Origin of the sequence: Kitasatospora sp. SC0581 (assembly GCF_048159585.1) — a bacterium.
Taxonomy (GTDB): domain Bacteria; phylum Actinomycetota; class Actinomycetes; order Streptomycetales; family Streptomycetaceae; genus Kitasatospora.
Window position 1 is genome coordinate 221,690 of the sequence record NZ_JBLRWA010000007.1, and the last position, 21,912, is coordinate 243,601.

At 73.9% G+C, this 21,912-nt stretch carries 24 protein-coding genes and 1 riboswitch; of the genes, 3 read left to right on the top strand and 21 right to left on the bottom strand.

The features are described from left to right. Nucleotides 1-54: 54 nt before the first annotated feature. The 9 genes from ACLWS4_RS15040 to rpmB all read right to left on the bottom strand — a co-directional run bounded on the left by ACLWS4_RS15040 (nucleotide 55) and on the right by rpmB (nucleotide 5,617). The gene (locus ACLWS4_RS15040) at nucleotides 55-882 is read right to left on the bottom strand and encodes a thioesterase family protein (RefSeq protein ID WP_049651354.1); all 828 of its coding nucleotides are present in this window, start codon (nucleotides 880-882) and stop codon (nucleotides 55-57) included. 142 nt (nucleotides 883-1,024) lie between these two features. Next, nucleotides 1,025-1,462 (bottom strand): transcription antitermination factor NusB, encoded by a 438-nt coding sequence (nusB, locus tag ACLWS4_RS15045; protein WP_049651353.1) that lies wholly within the window; start codon nucleotides 1,460-1,462, stop codon nucleotides 1,025-1,027. A gap of 4 nt (nucleotides 1,463-1,466) precedes the next feature. After that, nucleotides 1,467-2,030: an elongation factor P gene (gene efp, locus ACLWS4_RS15050; RefSeq protein ID WP_049651352.1), complete on the bottom strand. Its 564-nt coding sequence runs from the start codon at nucleotides 2,028-2,030 to the stop codon at nucleotides 1,467-1,469. A gap of 78 nt (nucleotides 2,031-2,108) precedes the next feature. Further along, on the bottom strand, nucleotides 2,109-3,215 hold the full coding sequence (locus tag ACLWS4_RS15055; RefSeq protein WP_117487146.1) for a M24 family metallopeptidase: 1,107 nt from the start codon (nucleotides 3,213-3,215) through the stop codon (nucleotides 2,109-2,111). Between the two features lie 215 nt (nucleotides 3,216-3,430). Next, nucleotides 3,431-3,604 carry a 50S ribosomal protein L32 gene (rpmF, locus tag ACLWS4_RS15060; RefSeq protein WP_049661326.1) on the bottom strand — a complete coding sequence of 58 codons (174 nt, stop codon included), beginning with the start codon at nucleotides 3,602-3,604 and terminating at the stop codon, nucleotides 3,431-3,433. Between the two features lie 48 nt (nucleotides 3,605-3,652). Further along, entirely contained in the window at nucleotides 3,653-3,889 is a 237-nt protein-coding gene (gene rpsR / locus ACLWS4_RS15065) for a 30S ribosomal protein S18 (protein WP_049661328.1), read from the bottom strand. Nucleotides 3,890-3,903: 14 nt separating this feature from the next. Further along, on the bottom strand, nucleotides 3,904-5,070 hold the full coding sequence (locus ACLWS4_RS15070; RefSeq protein WP_117487148.1) for a CobW family GTP-binding protein: 1,167 nt from the start codon (nucleotides 5,068-5,070) through the stop codon (nucleotides 3,904-3,906). A gap of 5 nt (nucleotides 5,071-5,075) precedes the next feature. Further along, nucleotides 5,076-5,381: a 30S ribosomal protein S14 gene (rpsN, locus tag ACLWS4_RS15075; RefSeq protein WP_416874363.1), complete on the bottom strand. Its 306-nt coding sequence runs from the start codon at nucleotides 5,379-5,381 to the stop codon at nucleotides 5,076-5,078. After that, nucleotides 5,381-5,617 (bottom strand): 50S ribosomal protein L28, encoded by a 237-nt coding sequence (rpmB, locus tag ACLWS4_RS15080; protein WP_049656558.1) that lies wholly within the window; start codon nucleotides 5,615-5,617, stop codon nucleotides 5,381-5,383. The genes rpsN and rpmB overlap by 1 nt, the downstream gene beginning before the upstream one ends. Nucleotides 5,618-5,761: 144 nt before the next feature. On the opposite strand from rpmB, the gene rpmG reads away from it, so the two are divergent. After that, complete coding sequence (rpmG, locus tag ACLWS4_RS15085) at nucleotides 5,762-5,926, top strand: 50S ribosomal protein L33 (protein WP_049656556.1); 165 nt, start codon at nucleotides 5,762-5,764, stop codon at nucleotides 5,924-5,926. A 66-nt stretch (nucleotides 5,927-5,992) separates the two neighbouring features. On the opposite strand, the gene ACLWS4_RS15090 is transcribed toward rpmG, so the two are convergent. Further along, nucleotides 5,993-7,108: a HoxN/HupN/NixA family nickel/cobalt transporter gene (locus tag ACLWS4_RS15090; protein WP_049656561.1), complete on the bottom strand. Its 1,116-nt coding sequence runs from the start codon at nucleotides 7,106-7,108 to the stop codon at nucleotides 5,993-5,995. A 30-nt stretch (nucleotides 7,109-7,138) separates the two neighbouring features. Next, nucleotides 7,139-7,352: riboswitch (cobalamin riboswitch) on the bottom strand. Nucleotides 7,353-7,434: 82 nt separating this feature from the next. Here ACLWS4_RS15090 and ACLWS4_RS15095 point away from each other — a divergent pair. Continuing rightward, complete coding sequence (locus ACLWS4_RS15095) at nucleotides 7,435-7,818, top strand: ArsR/SmtB family transcription factor (RefSeq protein WP_049656554.1); 384 nt, start codon at nucleotides 7,435-7,437, stop codon at nucleotides 7,816-7,818. Nucleotides 7,819-7,959: 141 nt separating this feature from the next. After that, complete coding sequence (locus ACLWS4_RS15100) at nucleotides 7,960-9,633, top strand: hypothetical protein (RefSeq protein ID WP_416874364.1); 1,674 nt, start codon at nucleotides 7,960-7,962, stop codon at nucleotides 9,631-9,633. A 44-nt stretch (nucleotides 9,634-9,677) separates the two neighbouring features. On the opposite strand, the gene ACLWS4_RS15105 is transcribed toward ACLWS4_RS15100, so the two are convergent. The 11 genes from ACLWS4_RS15105 to mltG (ACLWS4_RS15155) form a co-directional block, all read right to left on the bottom strand. Continuing rightward, nucleotides 9,678-11,684: an AAA family ATPase gene (locus tag ACLWS4_RS15105; RefSeq protein WP_416874365.1), complete on the bottom strand. Its 2,007-nt coding sequence runs from the start codon at nucleotides 11,682-11,684 to the stop codon at nucleotides 9,678-9,680. 71 nt (nucleotides 11,685-11,755) lie between these two features. After that, a complete protein-coding gene (locus tag ACLWS4_RS15110; RefSeq protein WP_074002386.1) occupies nucleotides 11,756-12,082 on the bottom strand; it encodes a putative quinol monooxygenase in 327 nt (108 codons plus the stop codon). A 135-nt stretch (nucleotides 12,083-12,217) separates the two neighbouring features. After that, entirely contained in the window at nucleotides 12,218-13,027 is an 810-nt protein-coding gene (locus ACLWS4_RS15115; RefSeq protein WP_049656544.1) for an Fpg/Nei family DNA glycosylase, read from the bottom strand. A gap of 79 nt (nucleotides 13,028-13,106) precedes the next feature. Further along, nucleotides 13,107-14,009 (bottom strand): AAA family ATPase, encoded by a 903-nt coding sequence (locus ACLWS4_RS15120; protein WP_416874366.1) that lies wholly within the window; start codon nucleotides 14,007-14,009, stop codon nucleotides 13,107-13,109. Between the two features lie 85 nt (nucleotides 14,010-14,094). After that, a complete protein-coding gene (aroQ, locus tag ACLWS4_RS15125) occupies nucleotides 14,095-14,523 on the bottom strand; it encodes a type II 3-dehydroquinate dehydratase (RefSeq protein WP_380351208.1) in 429 nt (142 codons plus the stop codon). An 8-nt stretch (nucleotides 14,524-14,531) separates the two neighbouring features. Then, nucleotides 14,532-15,623: a 3-dehydroquinate synthase gene (gene aroB, locus ACLWS4_RS15130; protein WP_074002384.1), complete on the bottom strand. Its 1,092-nt coding sequence runs from the start codon at nucleotides 15,621-15,623 to the stop codon at nucleotides 14,532-14,534. Then, nucleotides 15,616-16,137, bottom strand: coding sequence for a shikimate kinase (locus ACLWS4_RS15135; protein ID WP_049653982.1), 522 nt, complete (start codon nucleotides 16,135-16,137; stop codon nucleotides 15,616-15,618). The genes aroB and ACLWS4_RS15135 overlap by 8 nt, the downstream gene beginning before the upstream one ends. Further along, entirely contained in the window at nucleotides 16,134-17,318 is a 1,185-nt protein-coding gene (gene aroC / locus ACLWS4_RS15140; protein ID WP_107086502.1) for a chorismate synthase, read from the bottom strand. The genes ACLWS4_RS15135 and aroC overlap by 4 nt, the downstream gene beginning before the upstream one ends. Before the next feature lie 226 nt (nucleotides 17,319-17,544). Continuing rightward, nucleotides 17,545-18,375 (bottom strand): shikimate dehydrogenase, encoded by an 831-nt coding sequence (locus tag ACLWS4_RS15145; protein WP_074002383.1) that lies wholly within the window; start codon nucleotides 18,373-18,375, stop codon nucleotides 17,545-17,547. A 79-nt stretch (nucleotides 18,376-18,454) separates the two neighbouring features. Continuing rightward, nucleotides 18,455-20,425, bottom strand: a complete 1,971-nt coding sequence (gene mltG / locus ACLWS4_RS15150; protein ID WP_416874367.1) for an endolytic transglycosylase MltG — start codon at nucleotides 20,423-20,425, stop codon at nucleotides 18,455-18,457. Nucleotides 20,426-20,613: 188 nt separating this feature from the next. Continuing rightward, nucleotides 20,614-21,885 (bottom strand): endolytic transglycosylase MltG, encoded by a 1,272-nt coding sequence (gene mltG, locus ACLWS4_RS15155; protein ID WP_416874368.1) that lies wholly within the window; start codon nucleotides 21,883-21,885, stop codon nucleotides 20,614-20,616. Nucleotides 21,886-21,912: the final 27 nt, after the last annotated feature.

The window sequence follows — 21,912 nt, forward strand, 5'->3', positions numbered from 1 at the left end:
CACGTACGGCGTGTCACAGGAATGTAACCACCGGTAATGCGGGTCGCGCGGGCGTCAGGCGGAGCGGGGCGCGCGGGCCAGCTGGCGGGACTGCGCGACCAGGCGGCCGGACTCGTCCCAGACCTCCGCGTCCTCCTCGAAGTAGCCGCCGGCCAGGTTGCGGGTCGCGTGGGTGACCCGCAGCCAGCCGGGCACCGGCCTGGCGCGCAGGTGGACGGTCAGCTCGACGGTGGGGGCCCAGCCCGGCAGGCCGAGGTCGAAGGTGACCGGCGGCAGCGCGTCGGCGACCAGCAGGAGGAGCAGCGGGTCGGGCTCGCGGCCGTCGGCGAGCCGGAACCAGCCCTGGATCCGCCCGTTGCCGGAGGGCTGTCCGAGCGCCCAGCCGATGGTGGCCGGGTCCAGCCGCAGGTCGAACCGCTCCAGTAGGGCGGCCTGGGCGATCAGCTCCTTGGGCGCGTGCTCGACGCCGATGCACTGGTCCGGCGGCGGCAGCTGCGGCGGCAGCGCGCTGGTGCGCACCTCGCCGTCGGCGGTGGCGAGGTCGCCGTGGCTGGCCACCACGCGCAGCCGCTCGACGCCGTCCTGGCTGAGCGAGGCGGTGCCGGTGGACAGGCCGCGGCCGGTGCGCAGCACCTCGGTGCGGACGGTGGCCGGGCCGGGCGTGGAGGCGGACAGGTAGTAACCGCTGATCGACACCGGGTCCGGGTGGGTGCCGTGCTCCAGCGACAGCGCGTGTCCGGCCACCGCGAGCAGCAGTCCGCCGTTCACCCCGCCGCCGATCTGCCAGCCGGCGCCGAGCTCGGCCTCGTACCGGCCGGCCTCCTCGGGGTGCCTGGTCAGGGCGATGCCCTGGTCGAACTCGCTGCGGATCGCCGTGGTCATGTGGGGGGACCTGCCCTTCACGCGTGCTTCCGGACGTCAAGTTACTGACAAGTAGGCCCTCACCCTACGCCGCCCGGATGAAACGCGGAACGGCCGCCGGACACCTGTTCGGGTCCGACGGCCGTTCACGGGATTCGACCACTCAGCGGCGGATGCTCGGCTTCAGCTCGAGGAAGCGGGCGAGCAGGCCGTTGACGAAGGCCGGGGAGTCGTCCGTGGAGAACTCCTTGGCGATCTCGACGGCCTCGTCCAGGACGACGGCGTCCGGGACGCCGTCCTCCCAGATCAGCTCGTACGCACCGAGCCGCAGGACGTTGCGGTCCACGATCGGCATCCGGTCGAGCGTCCAGCCCACGGCGTACTGCTCGATCAGGTCGTCGATGCGACGAGCGTGCTGGACGTACCCCTCGATGAGCTCCATGGTGTACTCACCGACCTGCGGGGTGCCCTCGTCGGGCTTGGGCTCGCGGGCGCGGGCCACCCAGTCGGCGAGGACCTGCTGCGGGTCTACCCCACGGTGGTCGGCCTCGAAGAGGATCTGGAAGGCCCGCGTGCGGGCCTTGCTGCGTGCGGCCGACACGGACTTACTTCACCCGGCCGAGGTAGCTGCCGTCGCGGGTGTCGACCTTGACCTTCTCACCGGTGGTGACGAAGAGCGGCACCTGGATCTCGGCGCCCGTCTCCAGGGTGGCCGGCTTGGTGCCACCGGTCGAGCGGTCGCCCTGGACGCCCGGCTCGGTCTCGGCGATGGTCAGCTCGACCGCGGCCGGGAGCTCGATGTAGAGGACCGAGCCCTCGTTCTGCGCGACGAGGGCCTCGAAGCCCTCCAGCAGGTACTTGGCGGCGTCGCCGACGACCGACGGCTCGATGGTCAGCTGGTCGTAGGTGTCCATGTCCATGAACACGAAGTTCTCGCCGTCCTTGTACGAGAACTGCATGCCGCGCTTGTCGACGTTGGCGGTCTCGACCTTGGTGCCCGCGTTGAAGGTCTTGTCGACGACCTTGCCGGTCAGGACCTCCTTGAGCTTGGTACGCACGAAGGCCGGGCCCTTGCCGGGCTTGACGTGCTGGAACTCGACGACGGACCAGAGCTTGCCGCCCTCCAGCTTGAGGACCATGCCGTTCTTGAGATCGTTCGTGGAAGCCACGGGCGCACTTACTCCTGTATAGCTGTCAAGGAACCAAGGGATTGCGTCCTGCCGCCCACGGCCCCCGGGGGGCCGCGGTCACAGGGCGAGGAGCTCCTTGGTGGTGATGGTGAGCAGCTCGGGCCCGCCCTCCTCAAGGGGGCGCACGACGAGCGTGTCCTCGATCCGGACGCCGCCCCTGCCCGGGAGGTGAACCCCCGGACCGACGGTGACCGGCACGCGGCTGTCCAGTTTACCCATGTCCGCCGGACCGAGGCGCGGCGCCTCCCGGATCTCCAGCCCGATGCCGTGGCCCACCGGGTGCGGGGAGGGCTCGGTGTGGCCGGCCGCCTCCAGGACCTGCCGGGCGGCCCGGTCGGGTACGCACTGCTCCACGCCTGGTCCGAGCGCCTCCCGCCCGGCCCGCTGGGCCCGGAAGACCAGCCGGTGCAGCTCCACCTGCCAGGGCGCGGGGGCGGCGCCGATCACGAAGGTGCGGGCGGTGGAGACGCCGTAGCCGCGGTACTGGGCGCCCATCACCACGGTCAGGAAGTCGCCCTCCTCCACCCGGCGGTCGGTCGGCTGGTGGGCGGCCTGGCCGGAGTGGCTGCCGGTGCCGACCGAGACCGGGAAGGCCGCCCGGTCGGCGCCGTGGTCGATCATCCGGCGCTCCAGCTCCATCGCCAGGTGCCGCTCGGTGCGGCCGACCAGGATCGACTCCAGCAGCTCGCCCAGCGCCTGGTCGGCGATCTCGGCGGCGATCCGCAGGTCCGCGATCTCGTGCTCGTCCTTGACCACCCGCAGCCGCTCGACCGTCCGACCGAGGTCCACCAGCCGGGTCCCCGCTATCAGGTCGCCCACCGCCCGGTGCCGGCTGACGGTCAGGTCGTGCTCCTCCACCGCCAGGCCCGACACCCCGGAGCGGGTGGCCGCGGCCGCGGCGGCCAGCGCGGTGTCCGAGCCGGCCGCCACCGGCAGCCGGGTGACGTCCGGGGCGATCAGGTGCTCCCCGGTGTCGTCCGGCGGCAGGTCGTCCGGCAGCGCCAGCAGCGCCCGCTCCCTGGTCAGCAACAGGCTCGCCCCGCAGGGCGCGCAGCCCGTCAGGTACCGCACGTTCGCCGCGCGGGTGATCAGCGCCGCATCGGCCCCGGCCGCGCTGCAGTGCTCCCTCACCCGCTCCCGCCGCCCCGCGTACGCATCCGCCATGCGTCGAGCCTACGAACCCCCGGCCCGAAGCGCCCGCCGAGCACCCCCGCCAGAACCCCCGGTGCCCCTTGCGCGCCCCCCGCGCGACCGCGCCGTCGCCCTCCGGCCCGCGCCGGGGCCCCCGCCCCCACCCGTCGCTCCCCCACCCGCCGCTCGGACGCGCGCCGCCGCCGAGGGGCCCACCTCCCCTCGGCGGCGGCTTCCTCCCGTCGCGCCTACTGCCCGTCCGGGTCGAGCAGACCCCGCCGGTACGCCGGGACTAGGTTCTGCGGGACGAGCATCTCCCGGCCGTTCAGGGTGATCGCGACCAGCTTCGGGGGCGTCGCCCGCCACTGGGCCCGGCGGTGCCGGGTGTTGCTGCGGGAGGTCTTGCGCTTGGGTACGGCCATCGCGGGCTCCTTCTCGGGTGGTGTGGTCGAACGCGTCGTCGGGCGGCGCTAGCGGGTGGCGCCCGAGGCGTACGGCAGGAGGGCCGTCTCCCGGGCGTTCTTGATCGCCCGGGCCACCGCCCGCTGCTGCTCGGCGGTGAGCCGGGTGACCCGGCGGCCGCGGATCTTGCCGCGGTCGGAGACGAAGCGGCGCAGCAGGTCGGTGTCCTTGTAGTCGATGTACTCGATGCCCGCCGCGAGCAGCGGGTTGGGCCGGGGCTTCGGCGGGGCGGATCGTTTGCGCACGGGAGGGCGCTCCTTCAGTGGACGGGGTCGAGCAGGTCCTGGAAGGCGTCCGGCAGGGCCTTCCAGCCGGGTTCGCCGGCGGCGAGTTCGGCGTCGGTGAGCAGGCAGGAGTCGAGCAGGTCGGTGATGCCGTCGACGTCCAGCCCCTCGGCGGTGAAGCTGAGCTGCTGCACCCGGTCGCCGTGCCGGGGGTGCCAGTCGAGGGCGGCGGCGGCCCGGCGCGCGGGCGGGTAGAGCTCCCAGGCCGCGTCGGGCAGGGAGGTGAGCCAGGGCCCGCACTCCTCGACCGCGAGGTTCGCCCCGGCGGCGTCCCAGGCGAGTATCAGGTCGGGCCGGTTGGCCAGCCAGAACCGGCCGCGGCTGCGCTGCGCCGCCGGGACGAGCAGTTCCAGCGCCCGGTGCAGCCGCTCGGGGTGGAGCGGTCGGCGGCGCTCCCACAGCAGGGTGGCGACGCCCGCCTCGTCCCGCTCCTGCGGCAGCAGCGCGAGCGCCGGGTTGACCCGGTCGCGGGCGGCGGCCACGTCGAAGCCGCCGAGCGCGGCCCGGGTGAGCGCGCCGGTGCCGAGCCGGACGGTCCGGGCGGTGGCGTGCAGCTGGCGCAGGAGGGCGAGCCCCGGCGCGTGCGCCGCGGCGCGCGGCACGGCGAGCGTGCCGGCGTACTCGATCTGGTGGGCGAGCGCCTCGGCGCGGGTCCGGTCGTCGCGCGAGGCGGTCTGCTCGCCGTGCTCCACCAGGTCGTCGGGGACGGAGAGCTCGCCGACCAGCCGGTCCGGGTCGACGGCGGTGACCACGCCCGCCAGTTCGACGGCGTCGTCGAGCGGCCGCCCGTCCACCTCTCCCCCGGCGATCACCTCGACCGCGGGGTGCGGGTCGCTGCCGCCCCACAGTTCGACGATCGCCAGTCCGTACCGGCCGCCGTCGGCGATCTCCAGCAGCCGGGGCAGCAGGTCCTCGCGCAGGGCGCAGCACGGGCAGTCGTTCGCCAGTGGTACGTCGGCCACGTCGAAGGCCCCGGCGGCGTCGCGCAGCTCGCGGCGGACGGTGCCGAGCGCGGCGTCCCGCAGGTCGTGGTGCAGGACCACGGCGTCCACCGCGGCCGCCGCCAGTTCCTCGACGGCGGCCCGGCGCTGCTCCGCGTGCAGGCCGGCGACGACCACCACCGGCAGCCTGGTCCCGTCCACGGCGCTCACCAGCTCGCCTTGCGGACGCCGGGCAGGTGCCCGGCGTGGGCGTGGGCGCGCAGGTTGACCCGGGAGAGGCCGAAGGCCCGCAGGTAGCCGCAGGGCCGGCCGTCCACGGCGTCCCGGTTGCGGACCCGGGTGGCGCTGGCGTCGCGCGGCTGGCGGGCGAGTTCGGCCTGGGCGGCGGCGCGCTCGGCGGGGCCGGTGCCGGGGTGGGCGATGGTCCGCTTGAGCTCGGCCCGGCGCTCGGCGTAGCGGGCGACGACGGCGCGCCGCCGCTCGTTCTTGGCGATCTTGCTCTGCTTGGCCATCAGACCTTCTCCCCCCGGGCGCGGATGCGGGCGACGGCGGCCTCGACGCCGATCGCGTCGACGGTGCGGATGCCCTTGGCGCTCAGCGCCAGCCGGACGTACCGGCCCTCGCCGGGCAGCCAGTAGCGCTTGCGCTGGATGTTGGGGTCGAAGCGGCGGCCGGTGCGGCGGTGCGAGTGCGAGATCGCGTTGCCGAAGCCGGGCCGGCGGCCGGTGAGTTGGCAGCGGGCGGACATGGGTGCTCCCTGGCGTCCGGGAATGGGCAGGACCGGGCTCACGTTACACCAGATGAAAATGACTTCCATTTCGATGTACGGTTCGAGCCAACCCCTCGGACCGGACCCCGAGACCCCGACCCCCAGACCCCAGGAGGACGTCCCATGGCCCGCAGCGAACTGCGCCCGGTGATCAGGCTCCGCTCCACCGCCGGCACCGGCTTCACGTACGTGACCCGCAAGAACCGCCGCAACGACCCGGACCGGATGGTCCTGCGCAAGTACGACCCGGCCGCGGGCCGGCACGTCGACTTCCGCGAGGAGCGCTGACCCCGGACACGCGAACGGCGCCTCCCCGGACTCGGGGAGGCGCCGCGGGCGGCCGGGCCGCTCGGCTCAGGAGCCCTCGGGCGTCCAGCGCTGCTCGACCCGGGCGAGCTTCCAGTACCCGATCGCGATCGCCCAGACGACCACGAACAGCCCGGCGATCGCGTAGCCCACGTTGTCCAGCGAGATGTCCGCGACGAACCCGGTGACCGGGTCGGTCAGGTCGAGCTTCTCGTGCAGCACCCCGACCAGCTCGATGGTGCCGATGATGAAGGCCACCGCGATCGACAGACCCGTGATGGTCAGGTTGTAGTACACCTTCCGGACCGGGTTGGCGAAGGCCCACTGGTACGCGAAGTTCATGAACGTCCCGTCCAGGGTGTCGAACAGGCTCATCCCCGCCGCGAACAGCAGCGGCAGGCAGACGATCGCGTACCAGGGCAGCCCGGAGGCCGCGCCCGAGCCGGCCATCACCATCAGGGTGACCTCGGTCGCGGTGTCGAAGCCCAGGCCCAGCACCATGCCCACCGGGAACATCTGCCCCGGCCGGGTGATCGAACGGGTCGCCCGGTTCAGCACCCGGGCCATGAAGCCGCGCGAGTCGAGGTGCGCCTCCAGCTCCTTCTCGTCGAACTTCCCGGCCCGCATCGAGCGGAACACCCTGAGGATGCCGAGCAGCGCCGCCAGGTTGAGCGCGCCGATCAGGTAGAGGAACACGCCGGAGGTGGTCGTCCCGATCACGCCCAGCCACTTGTGGGTGGCCGACTCGTCGTCCATCAGCGTGTTCGCCAGCTGCGCGCCGCCCGCCACCAGGGCGGCCATCAGCACCACCATCGAGGAGTGCCCGAGGGCGAACCAGAAGCCCACCGAGACCGGCCGCTTGCCGTCCGCCATCAGCTTGCGGGTGGTGTTGTCGATCACCGCGATGTGGTCGGCGTCGAAGGCGTGCCGCATCCCGAGGGTGTACGCGGTGATGCCGAGGCCCACCCCGAAGACCTGGGTACCGACCGCGTACCGCTCGGGCGCGACCAGGAAGATCAGCGTGCCGAAGGCCACCACGTGCATGGCCACGATCACCGCCATCAGCCCGGCCGTACGGACGGTGTCCTCGCGGCGCCATCTGAAGCTGGGCAGCACGGAAGGGGCCGGCTTCGCGCCGGCGGCAACGGTTTCGGGCAGGGTCATCTGCGGATCACGCTCCAGCACCTCGTGGAAAACCTCGTGAGATGCCGTGGCCGGTCTCCTGGCTGACGGGATACCCGTGCCCGCCTTCCCAGGTGCGCGAGGCACCCAGTGGCTCCGTGGGCACGGACGACGTTCCTCCGCGGGCGGAGGAACGACCCGATCACAGTGGCGAGGGCCGCTCCGGGCTGGGACCCCTGAGGGTCCGTCACCGGTCTTCCCGAGCACCACGGCGGGGAACACCGTAGGGGCCGCGCCCCGACCCGTGCAAGGCTGCGCACCTGCGCAGGTGTCCAGGATCACAGGCGGCCGCCTGCAAGAATGTCCGCATGCATCTCGTACCGGCCGACCGCGCGGGCCACCGCACCATCGACGGGCACCGGGTCTGCGAGGCCATCGCCGCGATCGGCGACCCCGCGCACGTCCGGTCCTGGGCCGAGCGGTTCTCCCTGCTCGCCGACCCCGGACGGCTCGCCCTGCTGCTCGCCCTCCACCGGGCCGGCCCGCTCGCCGTCAGCGACCTCGCGGTGGCCACCGGCATGCGCGACCCCGCCGTCTCCCAGGCCCTGCGGCTGCTCCGCACGGCCGGCGTGGTCACCGGCGACCGGGACGGACGAGTGGTGCGCTACCGGCTCGTGGACGAGGCCATGCGCCCCCTCCTCGACGAGTGCGCCGCCGCCGAGCACCACGAGCCCAGCGCGGCAGTGGGCTGACCCCTCCCGCCGACGCCTGCCCGATCTTCCGACTCCCGCTCGGTCCGCCGACTCCCGCCCGGTCCGCCGACTCCCGCTCGGGCCGCTGACTCCCGCTCGGGAAGGCGCGCCGTGAACGGCCCCGGCCAGTACGATCATGATGTGCCGTCCCACCCCCATGCCTGGCCCGCCGACCGCTGGAACACCGACCCGGTCAAGGCCCGCGTGCTGGCGGTCGCCCGCACCCTCACCTCGGCCACCCGGGTGCTGGACGTCCTCTCCCTGCTGAGCCCGCACGGCATCGAGTGGTACTTCACCGTCAACCCCGGTTCCGTCTTCGCCGACCGCGCCCTGGACGACTACCTGCACGGCCTGTCCGGCTTCACCGTGCTGGACTGGGACGACGCCGTCCGCCACCGCTTCGACTTGGCCGTCGCCTGCGCCGTCCACTCCTCCATGCACCGCCTGGACGCCCGCCTCGTCGTCCTGCCGCACGGCGCCGGCTACAACCGCCTGGTCACCGAGTCCACCGGCGACACGGTCAGTGCCGCCGGCCTGTCCCGCAACGAACTCACCCACCGCGGGCGGGTGTTCGTGGACGTCCTCGGGCTCTCCCACCCCGAACAGCTGGACCGGCTGCGGACCTCCTGCCCCGAGGCCCTGGACGTCGCCCGGGTGGTCGGCGACCCGTGCTTCGACCGGATGCTCGCCAGCCGGCGCTCCCGGGACGGCTACCGCGCCGCGCTCGGCGCCGTCGGCGGCCGACGGCTCGTCGTCGTCAGCTCCACCTGGAGCGAGCACTCGTTATTCGGCCGCCACCCCGACCTGCCCCGGCGGCTCGTCCGCCAACTGCCCGCCGACGAGTACACGGTGGCCGTCGTGCTGCACCCCAACGTGTGGAGCCGCCACGCCCCCGGGGCGCTGCTCGACGACGCCCGCCGGATGGGCCTGCGCCTGATCCCGCCCCACCAGGGCTGGCAGGCCGCGCTCGTCGCCGCCGACTGCGTGATCGGCGACCACGGCTCGGTCACCGTCTACGGCGCCGCCCTGGAACACCGCACCATGCTCGTCGCCACCGGCGCCGCCGAACTCGACCCGCGCTCCCCCAGCTACGCCTTCGGCCAGGCCGCCCCCGTCCTCGACCCGGACGGGGACCTCGCCGCCCAGCTCGAACAGGCCCTCGCCGAGGCCCCGGCCGGCCTGCGCGAGATCACCGACCGCTCGCTCGCCCACCGCGGCGAATCCGCCCGGCTGCTGCGCCCGCTGCTCTACTCCTTCCTGGACGGCCTGGACGAACCCGGGGACGAACCGGCCCTGCCGCCCTACCCCAGGCCCGTCCCCTGCCCCGGGGCCGCCGAGTGGCCCACCGCGTACGACGTCGAGGGCAGCACCGAGGGGACCGAGGTGAGCCTGCGGCGCTACCCCTTCCACCCGGACGACCACACCCCGCGCGGCTTCCACGCCCTCACCGACGAGCACCCGGGCGACGCCCTGCGCTACACGGCCGAGGTGATCGCCCGCACCGAGGCGCACGCCGAACGCCCCGCCACCCGCTGGCTCGCCGACACCGCCGCCGAACTGCCCGGCCTCGCCGTCGCGGTGGCCGCCCTCGGCCCGGCCCGCCACCTGCTCCGGCTGCACGGCGGCCGGCTGCTGGAGGCCCGCGCCGAACCGGACTGGGGCCGCCCCGATCCCGCCGTCGACCCGCTGCTGCTCGGCTCCGCCGTGGCCTGCTGGCTCGCCGACGGCGGCGACCCGGCCGGCCTCCCGGAGCACGGACTCACCGTCCGCACCGGCGGGGACCGCACCCGGGTGTCCTTCCGTACCGGGCCCTGACCCCGCCCGCCCGCTACGGACCGCCCCTCGGCCCGGACCGCCCCTCAGCCCGCCAGCTGCCGCAGCCGCTCGCGGCTGCGCTCCGCCAGCTCCGCGTCGTCCAGCTCCTCGGCGAGGGTGACGAGCAGGGTGTGGGCCTGCGCCTCCTTCGCGTACTGGTTCCGCTCCTTGGCCTGCCGGGCGCAGTCGTCCGCGTGGACGACGGCGAGGTCCAGCTGCCCGAGCGCCCGGTGGGCCCGGGCCCGGACCAGCGGCAGCTTCATCAGCATGTCGTTGTCCCGCGTCCGCCCGGCCCGGGCGGTGGCCTCGGCCAGCAGGGTCAGCGCCTCCTCCGGACGGCCGTCGGCGATCAGCGCCTGCGCCAGGTTGTAGCTCTGGACGATCTCGCCGTGGTCGTCGCCCCGGTTCTCCGCCAAGGCCAGGGTGAAGCGCTCCACCGCGTCGCCCGGGCGGCCGTCGGCCAGGCAGAGCAGGCCGTCGGTCTCGTAGAGCACCCCGACCACCCGGCGGTTCGTCACCAGCGGGACCAGCTCCGTGGCGAGCGCCAGCTGCTCGGCGGCGAGCCGGTACTCCTTGCGCTCCTGGTGGGCGCGGGCGAGCTGGTTGCGCATCTTGACCACGGCGGCCGGCTGGTTGTCCCACTGGGCCGACTCGACGCCGAGCCGGTGGGTGGCGATCCAGTCGTCGTAGAGCTTGCGGCCGTGGTACAGCGGCCAGAGCGACTCGCAGAGCCGCCACACCTCGCCGTGCCACCCCTGCGCGGCCGCCTCCTCCACCACCGCGCGGAAGTCGGCGCGTTCGGCGTACAGCCACTCCAGGGCCGCGGCGTCGGAGGCGAAGCCGGGCAGGTCGTCGCCGCTCGGGTCCTGCAGCCGGAGCCGGTCCCTGCCCATCGTCCGGTCGGCGAGCGAGGCACGGCCCCGGAAGTACGCCACGACGCCGGTGAGGAGCCCGGCGCGGTCGGGCAGCTCCCGCGTCCGGCCGTAGGCGTGCAGCCGCACCACGTCGTGGGCCCGGAAGCGGTCCTCGCCGTCGTCGTCCACCACCTCGTCGAGCACGTGGACGCCACGCAGCTCCCTGACCGCCTGCTCGGCGCGCTCGACGCCGACCGCCCGCGCCAGTTCGGCGGACACGAAGGGGCCGGGGTGCACGCCGATCAGCTGGTAGAGCGCCCGGCCCGGCGCCGACAGCCGCTCGTGGACCAGGTCGTACGTCGTGCCGAGATCGCTCTCCTCGTCCTCCAGCATCGCCAACCTGCCCTCCCGGTCGTGCAGTTCGGCCACCACCCGGCCGACCGGCAGGCTGTCCCGGTCCAGCAGCTGGCTCCCGACCGCGTTCAGCGCGAGCGGCAACCCGCCGCACAGCTCGACCAGTTCGGCCAGTTCCCCGTCGGTTCCCCGCCCGGCGCCCACCCAGCCCCGTACCAGTTCGGCGCCCGCCGCCGCGCTCAGCGGCCCGAGTCGGCGCACCTCGGCGCCGTCCATCCGCAGCGCGGGCAGCCGCCGTCGGCTCGCGACCACCACCAGCCCGCAGGCGGGGAGCAGCGCCCGGACCTCCGCGGCGTGCTCGACGTTGTCCAGGAAGAACAGGCACCGGCGCCCGGCGGTGGCGGTGCGGAAGGCCGTGAACCGCTCGGCCTCCACGGCCGGGGGCTCGGCGCCCAGGGCGCGCAGGAAGCCGGCCAGCAGCCCGGGGAGGTCCACCCCGCCCTGGTGCCGGTAGGCCTTCAGGTCGGCGTAGAGGTCCCCGCCGGGGAAGCGCTCCCGGTGGCGCTCGGTGAACTTGGCGATCAGCTCGGTCTTCCCGACCCCGCCGAGGCCGGTGAACACCACGACCCCGAGTCCGCCCTCCTCGACCCGGTCCAGCGCGCCGGCCAGTGCGGCGAACTCCGGTTCACGGTTGACGAACGGGCCGTGCGGCGCGCGTACCTGACGGGGCGTCGGCACCGTCGGCGGCTGGTGGAGGTGCACCGACCCGATGCTCCCGGCCTGCACCACATGGCCGCCCACCGTGGCGCCTGACACGGTGTTGGCCACCTCGTGCCGCTCCATCCGCCTGCTCCCTCCGGCCGCCCGGGCCCCAGCCTACGGGCTGGGCACCCGGCCGGAGGGGCGCTCCGGTGTCACCGGGGGGTGATCTCGCCCATCTCGCCCCAGCCGTCCATGCCGGGGATCTCGATCGAGACGATCTGCGGCTTGGCGGCCACGGCGTACGACATCTCGTCCATGGCCTTGGTGAAGTGCGCGGACTCCACGTGCTCCTTGCCGGCGTCGCCGTCGCGGAACGCCTCGACCAGGACGAACTCGTTGGCGTTGTCGACGCTGCGGGACCACTCGAAGAAGAGGTTGCCGGGCTCGCTGCGGGTGGCCTGGGTGAAACCGTCGACCAGGTCGAGCCACTCGTCGGCGCGCTCGGGGCGGACCGCGAACTTGACCGTAATGAAGATCATGGGACTTCCTTCCCTTCCACGTTCACACGTGGCCGTGCGGACGGGTGCCCGCCGCTCGGCGGGCACCCGTCCATCGTCGCAGGTCAGAAGGGCTCTCCACGACACGGGGGCGTTGCGCGTCCCGGCCGGGGCCGGTCACGCCGCCTGGCAGGCGGGGCACCAGAAGAGGTTGCGGGCGGCGTGCTCCTCCGTCCGCACGTCGGTGCCGCAGACCAGGCAGGGCATGGCGGCCCGCCGGTAGACGTACACCTCGCCGCCGTGGTCGTCCACCCGGGGCGGACGGCCCATCGCCTCGGGGGTGTGCTCGGGGCGGACGGTGTCGATCCGGCCCGCGGTGACGCCCTCGCGCATCAGGGCGACCAGGTCGGCCCAGATCGCGTCCCACTCCCGGCGGGTGAGGTCGCGCCCGGCCCGGTGCGGGTCGATGCCGTGGCGGAACAGCACCTCGGCCCGGTAGACGTTGCCCACCCCGGCCAGCACCTTCTGGTCCATCAGCAGCGCCGCGACGGTCGTCCGGCTGCCCGATATCCGGCGCCAGGCGGCCTCCGGGTCGGCGTCGGCGCGCAGCGGGTCGGGGCCGAGCCGGGCGGCGACGGCGGCCTTCTGGTCGTCCGTGACGAGCGCGCAGGTGTTGGGCCCGCGCAGGTCGGCGTAGCCGTCCTCGTTCTCCAGCCGCAGCCGGACCAGCCCGACCGGCGCGGGCGCCGGGCCGGTGCCGAAGGTGAAGCCGCCGTAGAGGCCGAGGTGGACGTGCACCCAGGCGCCCTCCTCGAAGCCGAGGAAGAGGTGCTTGCCGGTGGCCTCCGCGCCGGTGAGCAGCTGCCCGTCGATCACCTTGGCCTCGTCGGCGAACCGGCCCTGCGGGCTGGAGACCCGCACCGGGCGGCCGCCGAAGGCCTCGCGGTTCTCGGTGGCGAGGCGGTGGATGATGTGGCCTTCGGGCACGGGCGTCGGCTCCTCCGGGCTCGGCGACTGGACCCGTCCATCATCGCAGCCGGCACCGACAGCCCCGTGCCGCCGCGGGTCAGCGGACCGGGACGCCCATCAGCCGGGCCAGGATGACGCGGTCCAGCTCGGCGGCCGTCCCGGCGACGTCCAGGGCGGAGTTGTCGATGATCGGCAGCCCGGAGTTGTACCAGCCGGCCATCCGCCCGTGGATGCGGGCCACCTCCTCGTCCCCGAGCCGGCGGTTGCCGCTGCGCCGGGCGTTGCGGTGCAGCACCGAGTCCAGGCTGGGCAGCAGCACGACCGGGATCATGCCGGGGCCGATGTGCCGCTTCCAGCCGCCGAGGCCGATCGCCGGGCGGTCCGGGAAGACGGCGTCGTCGATGATGCAGGAGATGCCGTTGGCCAGGTAGTTGCGGCAGGCGAAGCCGCAGGTGCGGCGGGCCAGCCGGTACTGCGCCTCGGAGGCGTTGTTCCAGCCGGACTGCGGGTTGGCGAAGCCCGCCTGCACCCACTCGCGGACGTCGTCCAGGCTGATGTGCGCGGTCGGGGTGGGCCGCCGCTCGGCCCAGTGGCGGGCGACGGTGGTCTTGCCGGCCCCGGCCGGTCCGATCAGCAGGACGGCTATCGGCCCGGTGGCCGCGTGCTGCCGCGGCGGGTGGGCCGGCAGTTGGACGGGTGCGCCGGACGGCAGCACGAAGTGCCCGGTGCCCCCGGCGGGTACGGGCGGCGCGCTCGGCACGGGTACGGCCGCGGGGGCCGGGGCCGGGTGGGCGGGAACGGGGTGGGCGGCGGGCCCGGGGCCGGTCGGCCCGGGAGTGACGGGCGCCGCCGGCACCGGCCGGCCCGGCGGCGGGGACGGCGGAGGCTGCGGGGAGGGCGGCTGCGCCCCCGACGACGTCCCCCGCGTTCCGCCCCCCGGCGCCACCGGCGGGGCGACGGGACGCGGCGGGACCTGCCCGCCTCCGGTGTACTGCGTCACGGCACCTCCCGACACTTCTCAGCGGGGACACTACACGGCGGCCCGGCAGCGGGCACAGTCCGCCGCCGGGCCACCGCCCGTACCCTCAGCGGGTGGTGAGCCGCTCGGCCAGCGCGCGCAGCGCCAGCTCGTAGGAGCCGAGCCCGAAGCCGGCGATGGTGCCGGAGGCCACCGCGGCGATCACCGAGGTGTGCCGGAAGGCCTCCCGGGCGTACGGGTTGGAGATGTGCACCTCGATCAGCGGCGCGGTGCGCTGGGCCGCGGCGTCCCGCATCGCGTACGAGTAGTGGGTGAACGCACCGGGGTTGATCACCACCGGCACCTGCCCGTCGGCCGCCTCGTGCAGCCACTCCACCATCTGCTGCTCGGAGTTGGTCTCGTGCACCTCGACCTCGAAGCCGAACTCCTTGCCCAGCGCGGTGCAGCGCTCGACCAGCCCGGCGTACGAGGTGGCACCGTAGACGTCCGGCTCGCGGCTGCCCAGCCGGCCCAGGTTGGGGCCGTTGAGCACCATCACCCTGGTCACGCCGAGACCTCCGCGTACGCGGCGACCAGCAGCGACGGGTCGGGGCCCTCCAGTACGGAGGTCTTGCCGAGGCCGTCCAGCACGATGAAGCGGATCAGGTCGCCGCGCGACTTCTTGTCGATCTTCATCGCGTCCAGCAGCTTCGGCCAGGCGTCCGCCCGGTAGCTCAGCGGCAGGCCGACCGAGGCCAGCACGGTGCGGTGCCGGTCGGCCGTCTCGTCGTCCAACCGCCCGGCCAGGCGGCCGAGTTCGGCGGCGAAGACCATGCCGATGGAGATCGCGGCGCCGTGCCGCCACTTGTACCGCTCGTTGCGCTCGATGGCGTGGCCGAGGGTGTGGCCGTAGTTGAGGATCTCGCGGCGGCCGGACTCCTTGAGGTCCCCGGAGACCACGTCGGCCTTGACCTGGATGGCGCGGCGGATCAGCTCGACGGTGTGCGGGCCGGACGGGGTCTTGGCGCCCTCGGGGTCGGCCTCGATCAGGTCGAGGATGGCCGGGTCGGCGATGAAGCCGCACTTGATGACCTCGGCGAGGCCGGAGACGTAGTCGTGCCTGGGCACCGTCTCCAGGGTGTCGAGGTCGGCCAGCACGCCCACCGGCGGGTGGAAGGCGCCGACCATGTTCTTGCCCTCGGCGATGTTGATGCCGGTCTTGCCGCCGACGGCCGCGTCGACCATGCCGAGCAGCGTGGTGGGCATGGAGATCCAGCGCACCCCGCGCAGCCAGGTCGCGGCGACGAAGCCGGCCAGGTCGGTGGTGGCGCCGCCGCCGAGGCCGACGATGACGTCGCTGCGGGTGAAGCCGGTCTGCCCGAGCACCGACCAGCAGTACGCGGCGACCTCGACGCTCTTGGCGTCCTCGGCGTTGGGCACCTGGAGCACGATGGCCTCGTAGCCCTCGCCGAGCAGGTCCTCGCGGATCGCGTCGGCGGTGGCGGCGAGCGCCTCCGGGTGGATGAGCGCCACCCGCTTGGCGCGGGTCCCGATCAGCGGAGACAGCTCACCGAGCAGCTGGTGCCCGATCAGCACGTCGTACGGGTCGTGGCCGGCGCTGCCGCCGACGTGGATCCTGACGGTGGTGTCAGTCATGGGGGGTCTTCAGCTCCAGTGCTTCCAGTACGGCGTCCGCGACCTGTTCCGGGGTGCGCCCGGCGGTGTCGACCACGGCGGTGGCCACCTCCAGGTAGAGGGGGCGGCGGGCCTCCATCAGCTCGCGCCAGCGGGCCCGCGGGTTGACGGCCAGCAGCGGGCGCGGGGCGTCCAGGCCGACCCGCTTGACCGCGTCGGCGAGCGGGACCTCCAGGAAGACCACCGGCAGCTCGTGCAGCAGCGCACGGGTGGCCTCGGCCATCACCGCGCCGCCGCCGAGCGCCAGGACCCCGTCGTGCCCCTCGGCGGCCGCGCGCACGGCGGCCGCCTCCAGCGCGCGGAAGTGCGGCTCGCCCTCGTCGATGAAGATCTCCGGGATGGGCTTGCCGGCCGTCGCCTCGACGTCGGCGTCGGTGTCCCGGAAGCCGACGCCCAGGCGCTCGGCCAGCATCCGCCCGACGGTGGACTTGCCACTGCCGGGCGGGCCGACCAGCACGACAACGGGGTTCGTCATCGGATGATCAGGTTGTCGAGGTAGCCCTGCACGTTGCGGCGGGTCTCGGAGACGTTGTCGCCGCCGAACTTCTCGTTCACCGCGTCCGCCAGCACCAGCGCGACCATCGCCTCGGCGACGATGCCCGCGGCCGGCACCGCGCAGACGTCCGAGCGCTGGTGGTGCGCCTTGGCCGGCTCGCCGGTGCGCACGTCCAGGGTCTGGAGCGCCCGCGGCACGGTGGCGATCGGCTTCATCGCGGCGCGCACCCGCAGCACCTCGCCGGTGGACAGGCCGCCCTCGGTGCCGCCGGAGCGGCCGGAGGTGCGCTTGACGCCCTCGGCGGTCGGGACGATCTCGTCGTGGGCCTGGGAGCCCGGCACCCGGGCCAGGTCGAAGCCGTCGCCGACCTCGACGCCCTTGATCGCCTGGATGCCCATCAGCGCGGCGGCCAGCCGCGCGTCCAGCCGGCGGTCCCAGTGCACGTGCGAGCCGAGGCCCACCGGCACGCCGTACGCCAGCACCTCGACCACGCCGCCGAGGGTGTCGCCGTCCTTGTGGGCCTGGTCGATCTCGGCGACCATCGCCTTCGAGGCGTCGGCGTCCAGGCAGCGCACCGGGTCGGCGTCCAGCTTGGCCTCGTCCGAGGGCAGCGGCACCACGCCGGCCGGCGCCTTGGCGGCGGCCAGCTCGACCACGTGGCTGACGATCTCGATCCCGGCCACCTCGCGGAGGTAGGCGCGGGCGACGGCGCCCAGCGCGACCCGGGCGGCCGTCTCGCGGGCGCTGGCGCGCTCCAGGATCGGCCGGGCCTCGTCGATCGAGTACTTCTGCATGCCGGCCAGGTCGGCGTGGCCGGGCCGGGGGCGGGTGAGCGCCTCGTTGCGGGCCAGGCCCGCCAGGACCTCGGGGTCGACCGGGTCGGCCGACATGACCTGCTCCCACTTCGGCCACTCGGTGTTGCCGACCATGATCGCGACCGGGCTGCCCATGGTCAGACCGTGCCGGACGCCGCCGAGGAAGGTCACCTCGTCCTGCTCGAACTTCATCCGCGCCCCGCGGCCGTAACCGAGCCGGCGGCGCGCCAGCGCGTCGGCCACCACGTCGGTGGTGACCGGTACACCGGCGGGCAGGCCTTCCAGCGTCGCGACGAGTGCGGGGCCGTGCGACTCCCCCGCCGTCAGCCAGCGCAACGTACCCAACGGAGCTCCTTCATCAGCGGACCGGACCACGGCACCGCCGGGGCCCGCCCCGGGCGTGCCTTTTGTACCTGAATCCTTTCATGCCCCAGCGGCACCCGGGGGCACAGTCCGCGTGACGGACAGCAACCGGCCACGATCCGGCCGGGAACCGCCCGGGAAACCGGACGGAGGGCGGGCGGGCACCCGGCCGTGGGGCCGGGCCCGCCCGAGTCCGCCGGGGCCGGGCTCAGTGCCCGGCGAGCGCCTTCTCCCCCGCCTCGCGCATCGCCGCCAGCGGCCCGGGCGTCCGCCCGGTGAAGGCCTCGTTCTGCAGCACCGCCTGGTGCACCAGCAGGTCCAGCCCGCCCAGGACGGTCGCCCCGCGCCCGGCGCAGGCGGCGGCCAGCGCCGTCGGCCACGGGTGGTACAGCACGTCGAACAGCGCGCCCGGCTCGGCGGGCAGCGCCTCGGCGAAGACGTCGGTCGCGCCGACCGGCGTGGTGGAGATCGTCAGCGGCCGGGCCAGCGCCTGCGCCCCGAGCTCCCAGTCGGCGGTGCGGACGGCCACGCCCAGCCGCTCGCCCAGCTCGGCCATCTCCCGGGCCCGCTCGGCGCTGCGCACGTAGACCGTCACCTCGCCGGTGCAGATCTGGGCGAGCGCGGCCAGTGCCGAGGAGGCGGTGGCCCCGGCGCCCAGGACGGCCGCCTCGGGCACCTCGGTGATCCCGCGCTCGCGCAGCGCGTTGACCAGCCCGGGGACGTCGGTGTTGTCCCCGGTGCGCCGGCCGTCGGCGGTGAACACCACGGTGTTCACCGCGTCCACCGAGCGGGCCGTCGCGCTGACCTCGTCGAGCAGCGGGATGACCGCCCGCTTCAGCGGCATGGTGAGCGACAGCCCGGCCCACTCGGCCTCGTCCAGCGCGGCGACGAACCCGGGCAGCCCGGCCTCGTCGACCTCGAAGCCGTCGTAGCGCCAGCCGTCCAGCCCGAGCGCCGCGAAGGCGGCCCGGTGCAGGTCCGGCGAGAGCGAGTGGGCGATCGGCGAGCCGAGAACGGCCGCCCGGTGCTTGCTGGTCAACGCTTCTCTCCGCGAACTGGCGAACTGTCGTCCGGCCGCGGCTGCTTCCTGGTGCCGCGGCTGCTTCCTGGTGGTGCGGCTACTTCTTGGTGGTGCAGTGGCCGCGCGCCTCGTCGAAGCCCTGCCCGGCCGACTGGCAGTACTCCTTGACGTTGGCGTAGTGCTCCTTGCTCGTCTCGGCGAACCGGGTCTGGGTCGGGGACATCGCGATGAAGTACAGCCACTTTCCGTCCGCCGGGTGCAGCGTCGCGTTGAGCGCCTCGTCGCCGGGGTTGGAGATCGGACCGGGCGGCAGGCCCTGGTTCACGTAGGTGTTGTACTTGTTGTTCGCGTCGTCCATGTCCTTCTTGTCGAGGTCCTTGCGGCCCAGCGAGTACTGGAGCGTGGTGTCCATGCCGAGCCGGTGGTTGATCTCGCCGCCGGCGGCCAGCCGGTTCTGGATGGTCTTGGCCATCTTGGCGAAGTCTTCCGGGTTGTTGCCCTCGCGCTGGAGGATGCTCGCCTCGATGAGCACCTCGTAGCCGGTCTTCAGCCCCACCGAAGCGGCCTGGGCGTCCAGGCCGGCGTACTTCTCGGTGGCGTTCTTCACCATCTGCTTGAGCAGGTCCTCGGGCTTCATGCCCTCGGCGATGTTGTAGCGGGTCGGCCAGAGGAAGCCCTCGATGTTGCCGTTCGCGTACGCCGGCAGGCCGAGGTCGTTGACCTGCGCCTTGGCGACGCCCGCCGTGGTGCCCGGCGGCAGCTTCAGCTTGGTGTCGATGAGAGTGTAGATCTCGGTGGAGTTCTTGCCCTCCGGTACGACGATCGCCGCGCCGCCCGCCTGGGCGAGCAGCTCCTTGAGCGCGGCCGCGGCCGGCATCTCCTTCTTCATCCCGTAGAAGCCGTACTGGATGGTGCCGCACTTGGGCTCGGCCTTGCAGGCCGTGTTGAACGCGTCGACGCTCTTGACCACGCCGGCGTTCTTCAGCGCCAGGCCGATCTGCCCGCCGACCGCGCCCTTCTTGACCTCGACCTGGACGGAGCCGGTGCCCTCACCGGTGAAGTCCGGCGCCGGGCCGAAGTGGTCCTGGTAGAAGCCGTAGCCCCACCAGCCGGCCCCGCCGACGGCGCCGAGCAGCACCGCGGCGACCAGCAGGCAGGCGCCGCCGTTGCGGCGGCCCGACTTCTTGCCCTTCTCCTTGCGCTTCTTCTGGGCCTCGCGGGAGTCGTCCTGCTCGCCGAGGAAGCCGGCCTCCCCGGCCTCGGCGTGCTCGTCGGGGTACCCGTCGTCCTCGTGGCGGCCGCCGTCCGCGTGGCCGTCCCACTCGTCCGTCTCGCCCTCGCGCGCGGCGCCGACCGGGTCGGCACCGGCCTCCAGTGCGGCGGCCTCGGCCTCCCAGTCGATCCCGTCCGGGCCGGGGCCGGAGGCCGGCACCGGCTCCGGGGCCGGCTGCGGCTTGGCCCGGCGTCTCGGCACCTGCCGCTGCGGAGCCTGCTGCTCGGGGGCCGGCTGCTGCGGGGGCTGCTGCTGGAGGGGCTGCTGTGCCTGGACCTGCTGCGCCTGGACCTGCTGCGCCTGGACCTGCTGCGCCTGGACCTGCTGCGGAGCCTGCTGCTGGTAACCCTGCTGCTGCACCGGCGCCTGCTGCTGGGGCAGCTGCTGCTGCGCGTACCCCTGCTGCATCGGCTGCTGCGGTTGCGGCTGCTGCGGCACGTACCCCTGCTGGGGGTAGCCCTGCTGCTGCACCGGCGCCTGCTGCTGCGCCATCTGCTGCTGGTAGCCCTGCTGACCGCCCGGGTAGCCCTGCTGCGGCATCTGCTGCTGGGGGGCCTGCTGCTGGTAGCCCTGCTGCGCCATCATCTGCTGCTGCATCTGCGGCGCCATCTGCTGCTGCGCGTACCCCTGCTGCACGTCCCCGTACTGCTGCTGGACCTGCTGGCCCTGCTGCGGGTACTGCTGCTGCCACTGGCCGTCCTGCTGGCCGGGGACCGGCTGCCGGCCGTCGTACCCGGGATCACCGGGGTGCCACGGCTCGCCCTGGGGGTTGTAGCCCCCGCCCAGATCGGTCATTGATCCCCTTAACCGACGGTGACGACCGGAGGATCAAACCGGCCGTCCGGGACGACGCGGTCCCGGCTGATTCTCGAACCGGCGTGCTAGCGCAGCGCCTGGAGGGAGACGTTACCGTACCGCAGCCTTACCCCCGGCCGGGCGGACGCACCGTCAGTGAGCGATCTCACCGACGGCACACAACTCCGTTACGGCGTCCCCGCACCGGGAGCGGAAGGCGCACCGGCCCCGCCCGGGGCCCCCGGGGCCGTCGCCGCCGGGTCGGAGGGCGCGCCCGACGCCGGGGCGCTCGGCTTGGCCGCCGCCCGGTTGGCGTTGAACTCCGCCACGTTGCGTTGCTGGACGTCGAAGCTGTCGGTGAAGCGGGTGTCCCCCGGCTTCACGGTGACGAAGTACAGCCAGTCCCCCGGCGTCGGGTCCAGCGCGGCCATGATCGCCTGCCGCCCGGGGTTGGAGATCGGGCTCGGCGGCAGCCCGGCGTGCAGGTAGGTGTTGTACGGGGAGTCCAGCCTGGTGTCGGTCACCGAGGTGTTCAGGGTCGAGCGGCCGAGCGCGTAGTTGATGGTGGAGTCCAGCTGCAGGGGCATGCCCTTGGCCAGCCGGTTGTAGATCACCCGGGCCACCTTGCCCATGTCCTCGGTGTTGTCGGCCTCGCCCTGGACCATGCTGGCCACGGTGATCAGCCCGTACACGCTCTGCCCGAGGTTCTGCGCGACCACGGTGGCGTCGTCCCGGCCGAACTCCCGGCCGGCCCGGTCCACCATCTGCTTCAGCAGGTCGAAGGCGGTGGTGCCCTCGGTGACGCTGTACGTCGCCGGGAACAGGTAGCCCTCCGGGCTGCCGTTGGCGAAGTCCGGCAGGCCGAGTTCGGCGCCCTGGTCCTGGGCGGTCTTCTGGGCGGTGCCCGCGGGCAGGTTCAGCTTCTTGTCGATGGCCGCGTAGATCTGGTAGCCGCGCCAGCCCTCGGGGATGGTCAGGCCGTTGGCGTTGGCCGGGTCGATCAGGACCGCCAGCGCCGCCGCGGCCGACATCCGCTGCTTCAGCGTGTACGTCCCGGGCTGGATCCGCCCGGCCGCCGCCGCGCTGCCCTTCGCGGCCCGGGTGAAGGCGAGCGAGCTGGCCACCACGCCGTTGCGGACCAGCGCGGAGGCGATCTGGGAGAGGCCGGCGCCCTCCGGCACCGAGACCTGCACGCTGCCGGTGCCCTGCCCGGCGAAGTCGGCGGCGGCCGGGGGTTTGCGCTGCGCCTGGATCCAGGTGTACCCGGTCAGCCCGACCCCGCCGAACACCGCGATCAGCGCGAGCGCGGTGAGCCCGCAGGCCAGCCCGTTGCGCCGTCGGTGCGGATCGGGCGCATCGAAGCGCGGACGGGGCGCACCTGGCGGACGGCCCTCCGGTTCCAGCACCGGTGCGCCCAGATGCCCGGGCGTGAGACCCGGGTGGAAGTCCTGGTCGGTCATGGCTCGCGCCCCCTTCGGCGGTCCCAG

Bases quoted from the DNA above. Each gene is read 5' to 3' on its own strand.
- mltG (WP_416874368.1), bottom strand. From the start codon at position 21,885: ATGACCGACCAGGACTTCCACCCGGGTCTCACGCCCGGGCATCTGGGC.
- rpmG (WP_049656556.1), top strand. From the start codon at position 5,762: ATGGCCCGCAGCGAACTGCGCCCGGTGATCAGGCTCCGCTCCACCGCC.
- ACLWS4_RS15110 (WP_074002386.1), bottom strand. From the start codon at position 12,082: ATGATCTTCATTACGGTCAAGTTCGCGGTCCGCCCCGAGCGCGCCGAC.
- ACLWS4_RS15090 (WP_049656561.1), bottom strand. From the start codon at position 7,108: ATGACCCTGCCCGAAACCGTTGCCGCCGGCGCGAAGCCGGCCCCTTCC.
- aroB (WP_074002384.1), bottom strand. From the start codon at position 15,623: ATGACTGACACCACCGTCAGGATCCACGTCGGCGGCAGCGCCGGCCAC.
- rpsN (WP_416874363.1), bottom strand. From the start codon at position 5,381: ATGGCCAAGCAGAGCAAGATCGCCAAGAACGAGCGGCGGCGCGCCGTC.
- mltG (WP_416874367.1), bottom strand. From the start codon at position 20,425: ATGACCGATCTGGGCGGGGGCTACAACCCCCAGGGCGAGCCGTGGCAC.
- rpmF (WP_049661326.1), bottom strand. From the start codon at position 3,604: ATGGCCGTACCCAAGCGCAAGACCTCCCGCAGCAACACCCGGCACCGC.
- ACLWS4_RS15040 (WP_049651354.1), bottom strand. From the start codon at position 882: ATGACCACGGCGATCCGCAGCGAGTTCGACCAGGGCATCGCCCTGACC.
- rpmB (WP_049656558.1), bottom strand. From the start codon at position 5,617: ATGTCCGCCCGCTGCCAACTCACCGGCCGCCGGCCCGGCTTCGGCAAC.
- ACLWS4_RS15105 (WP_416874365.1), bottom strand. From the start codon at position 11,684: ATGGAGCGGCACGAGGTGGCCAACACCGTGTCAGGCGCCACGGTGGGC.
- ACLWS4_RS15135 (WP_049653982.1), bottom strand. From the start codon at position 16,137: ATGACGAACCCCGTTGTCGTGCTGGTCGGCCCGCCCGGCAGTGGCAAG.
- ACLWS4_RS15095 (WP_049656554.1), top strand. From the start codon at position 7,435: ATGCATCTCGTACCGGCCGACCGCGCGGGCCACCGCACCATCGACGGG.
- aroQ (WP_380351208.1), bottom strand. From the start codon at position 14,523: ATGGTGCTCAACGGCCCCAACCTGGGCCGGCTGGGCAGCCGCGAGCCG.
- ACLWS4_RS15055 (WP_117487146.1), bottom strand. From the start codon at position 3,215: ATGGCGGATGCGTACGCGGGGCGGCGGGAGCGGGTGAGGGAGCACTGC.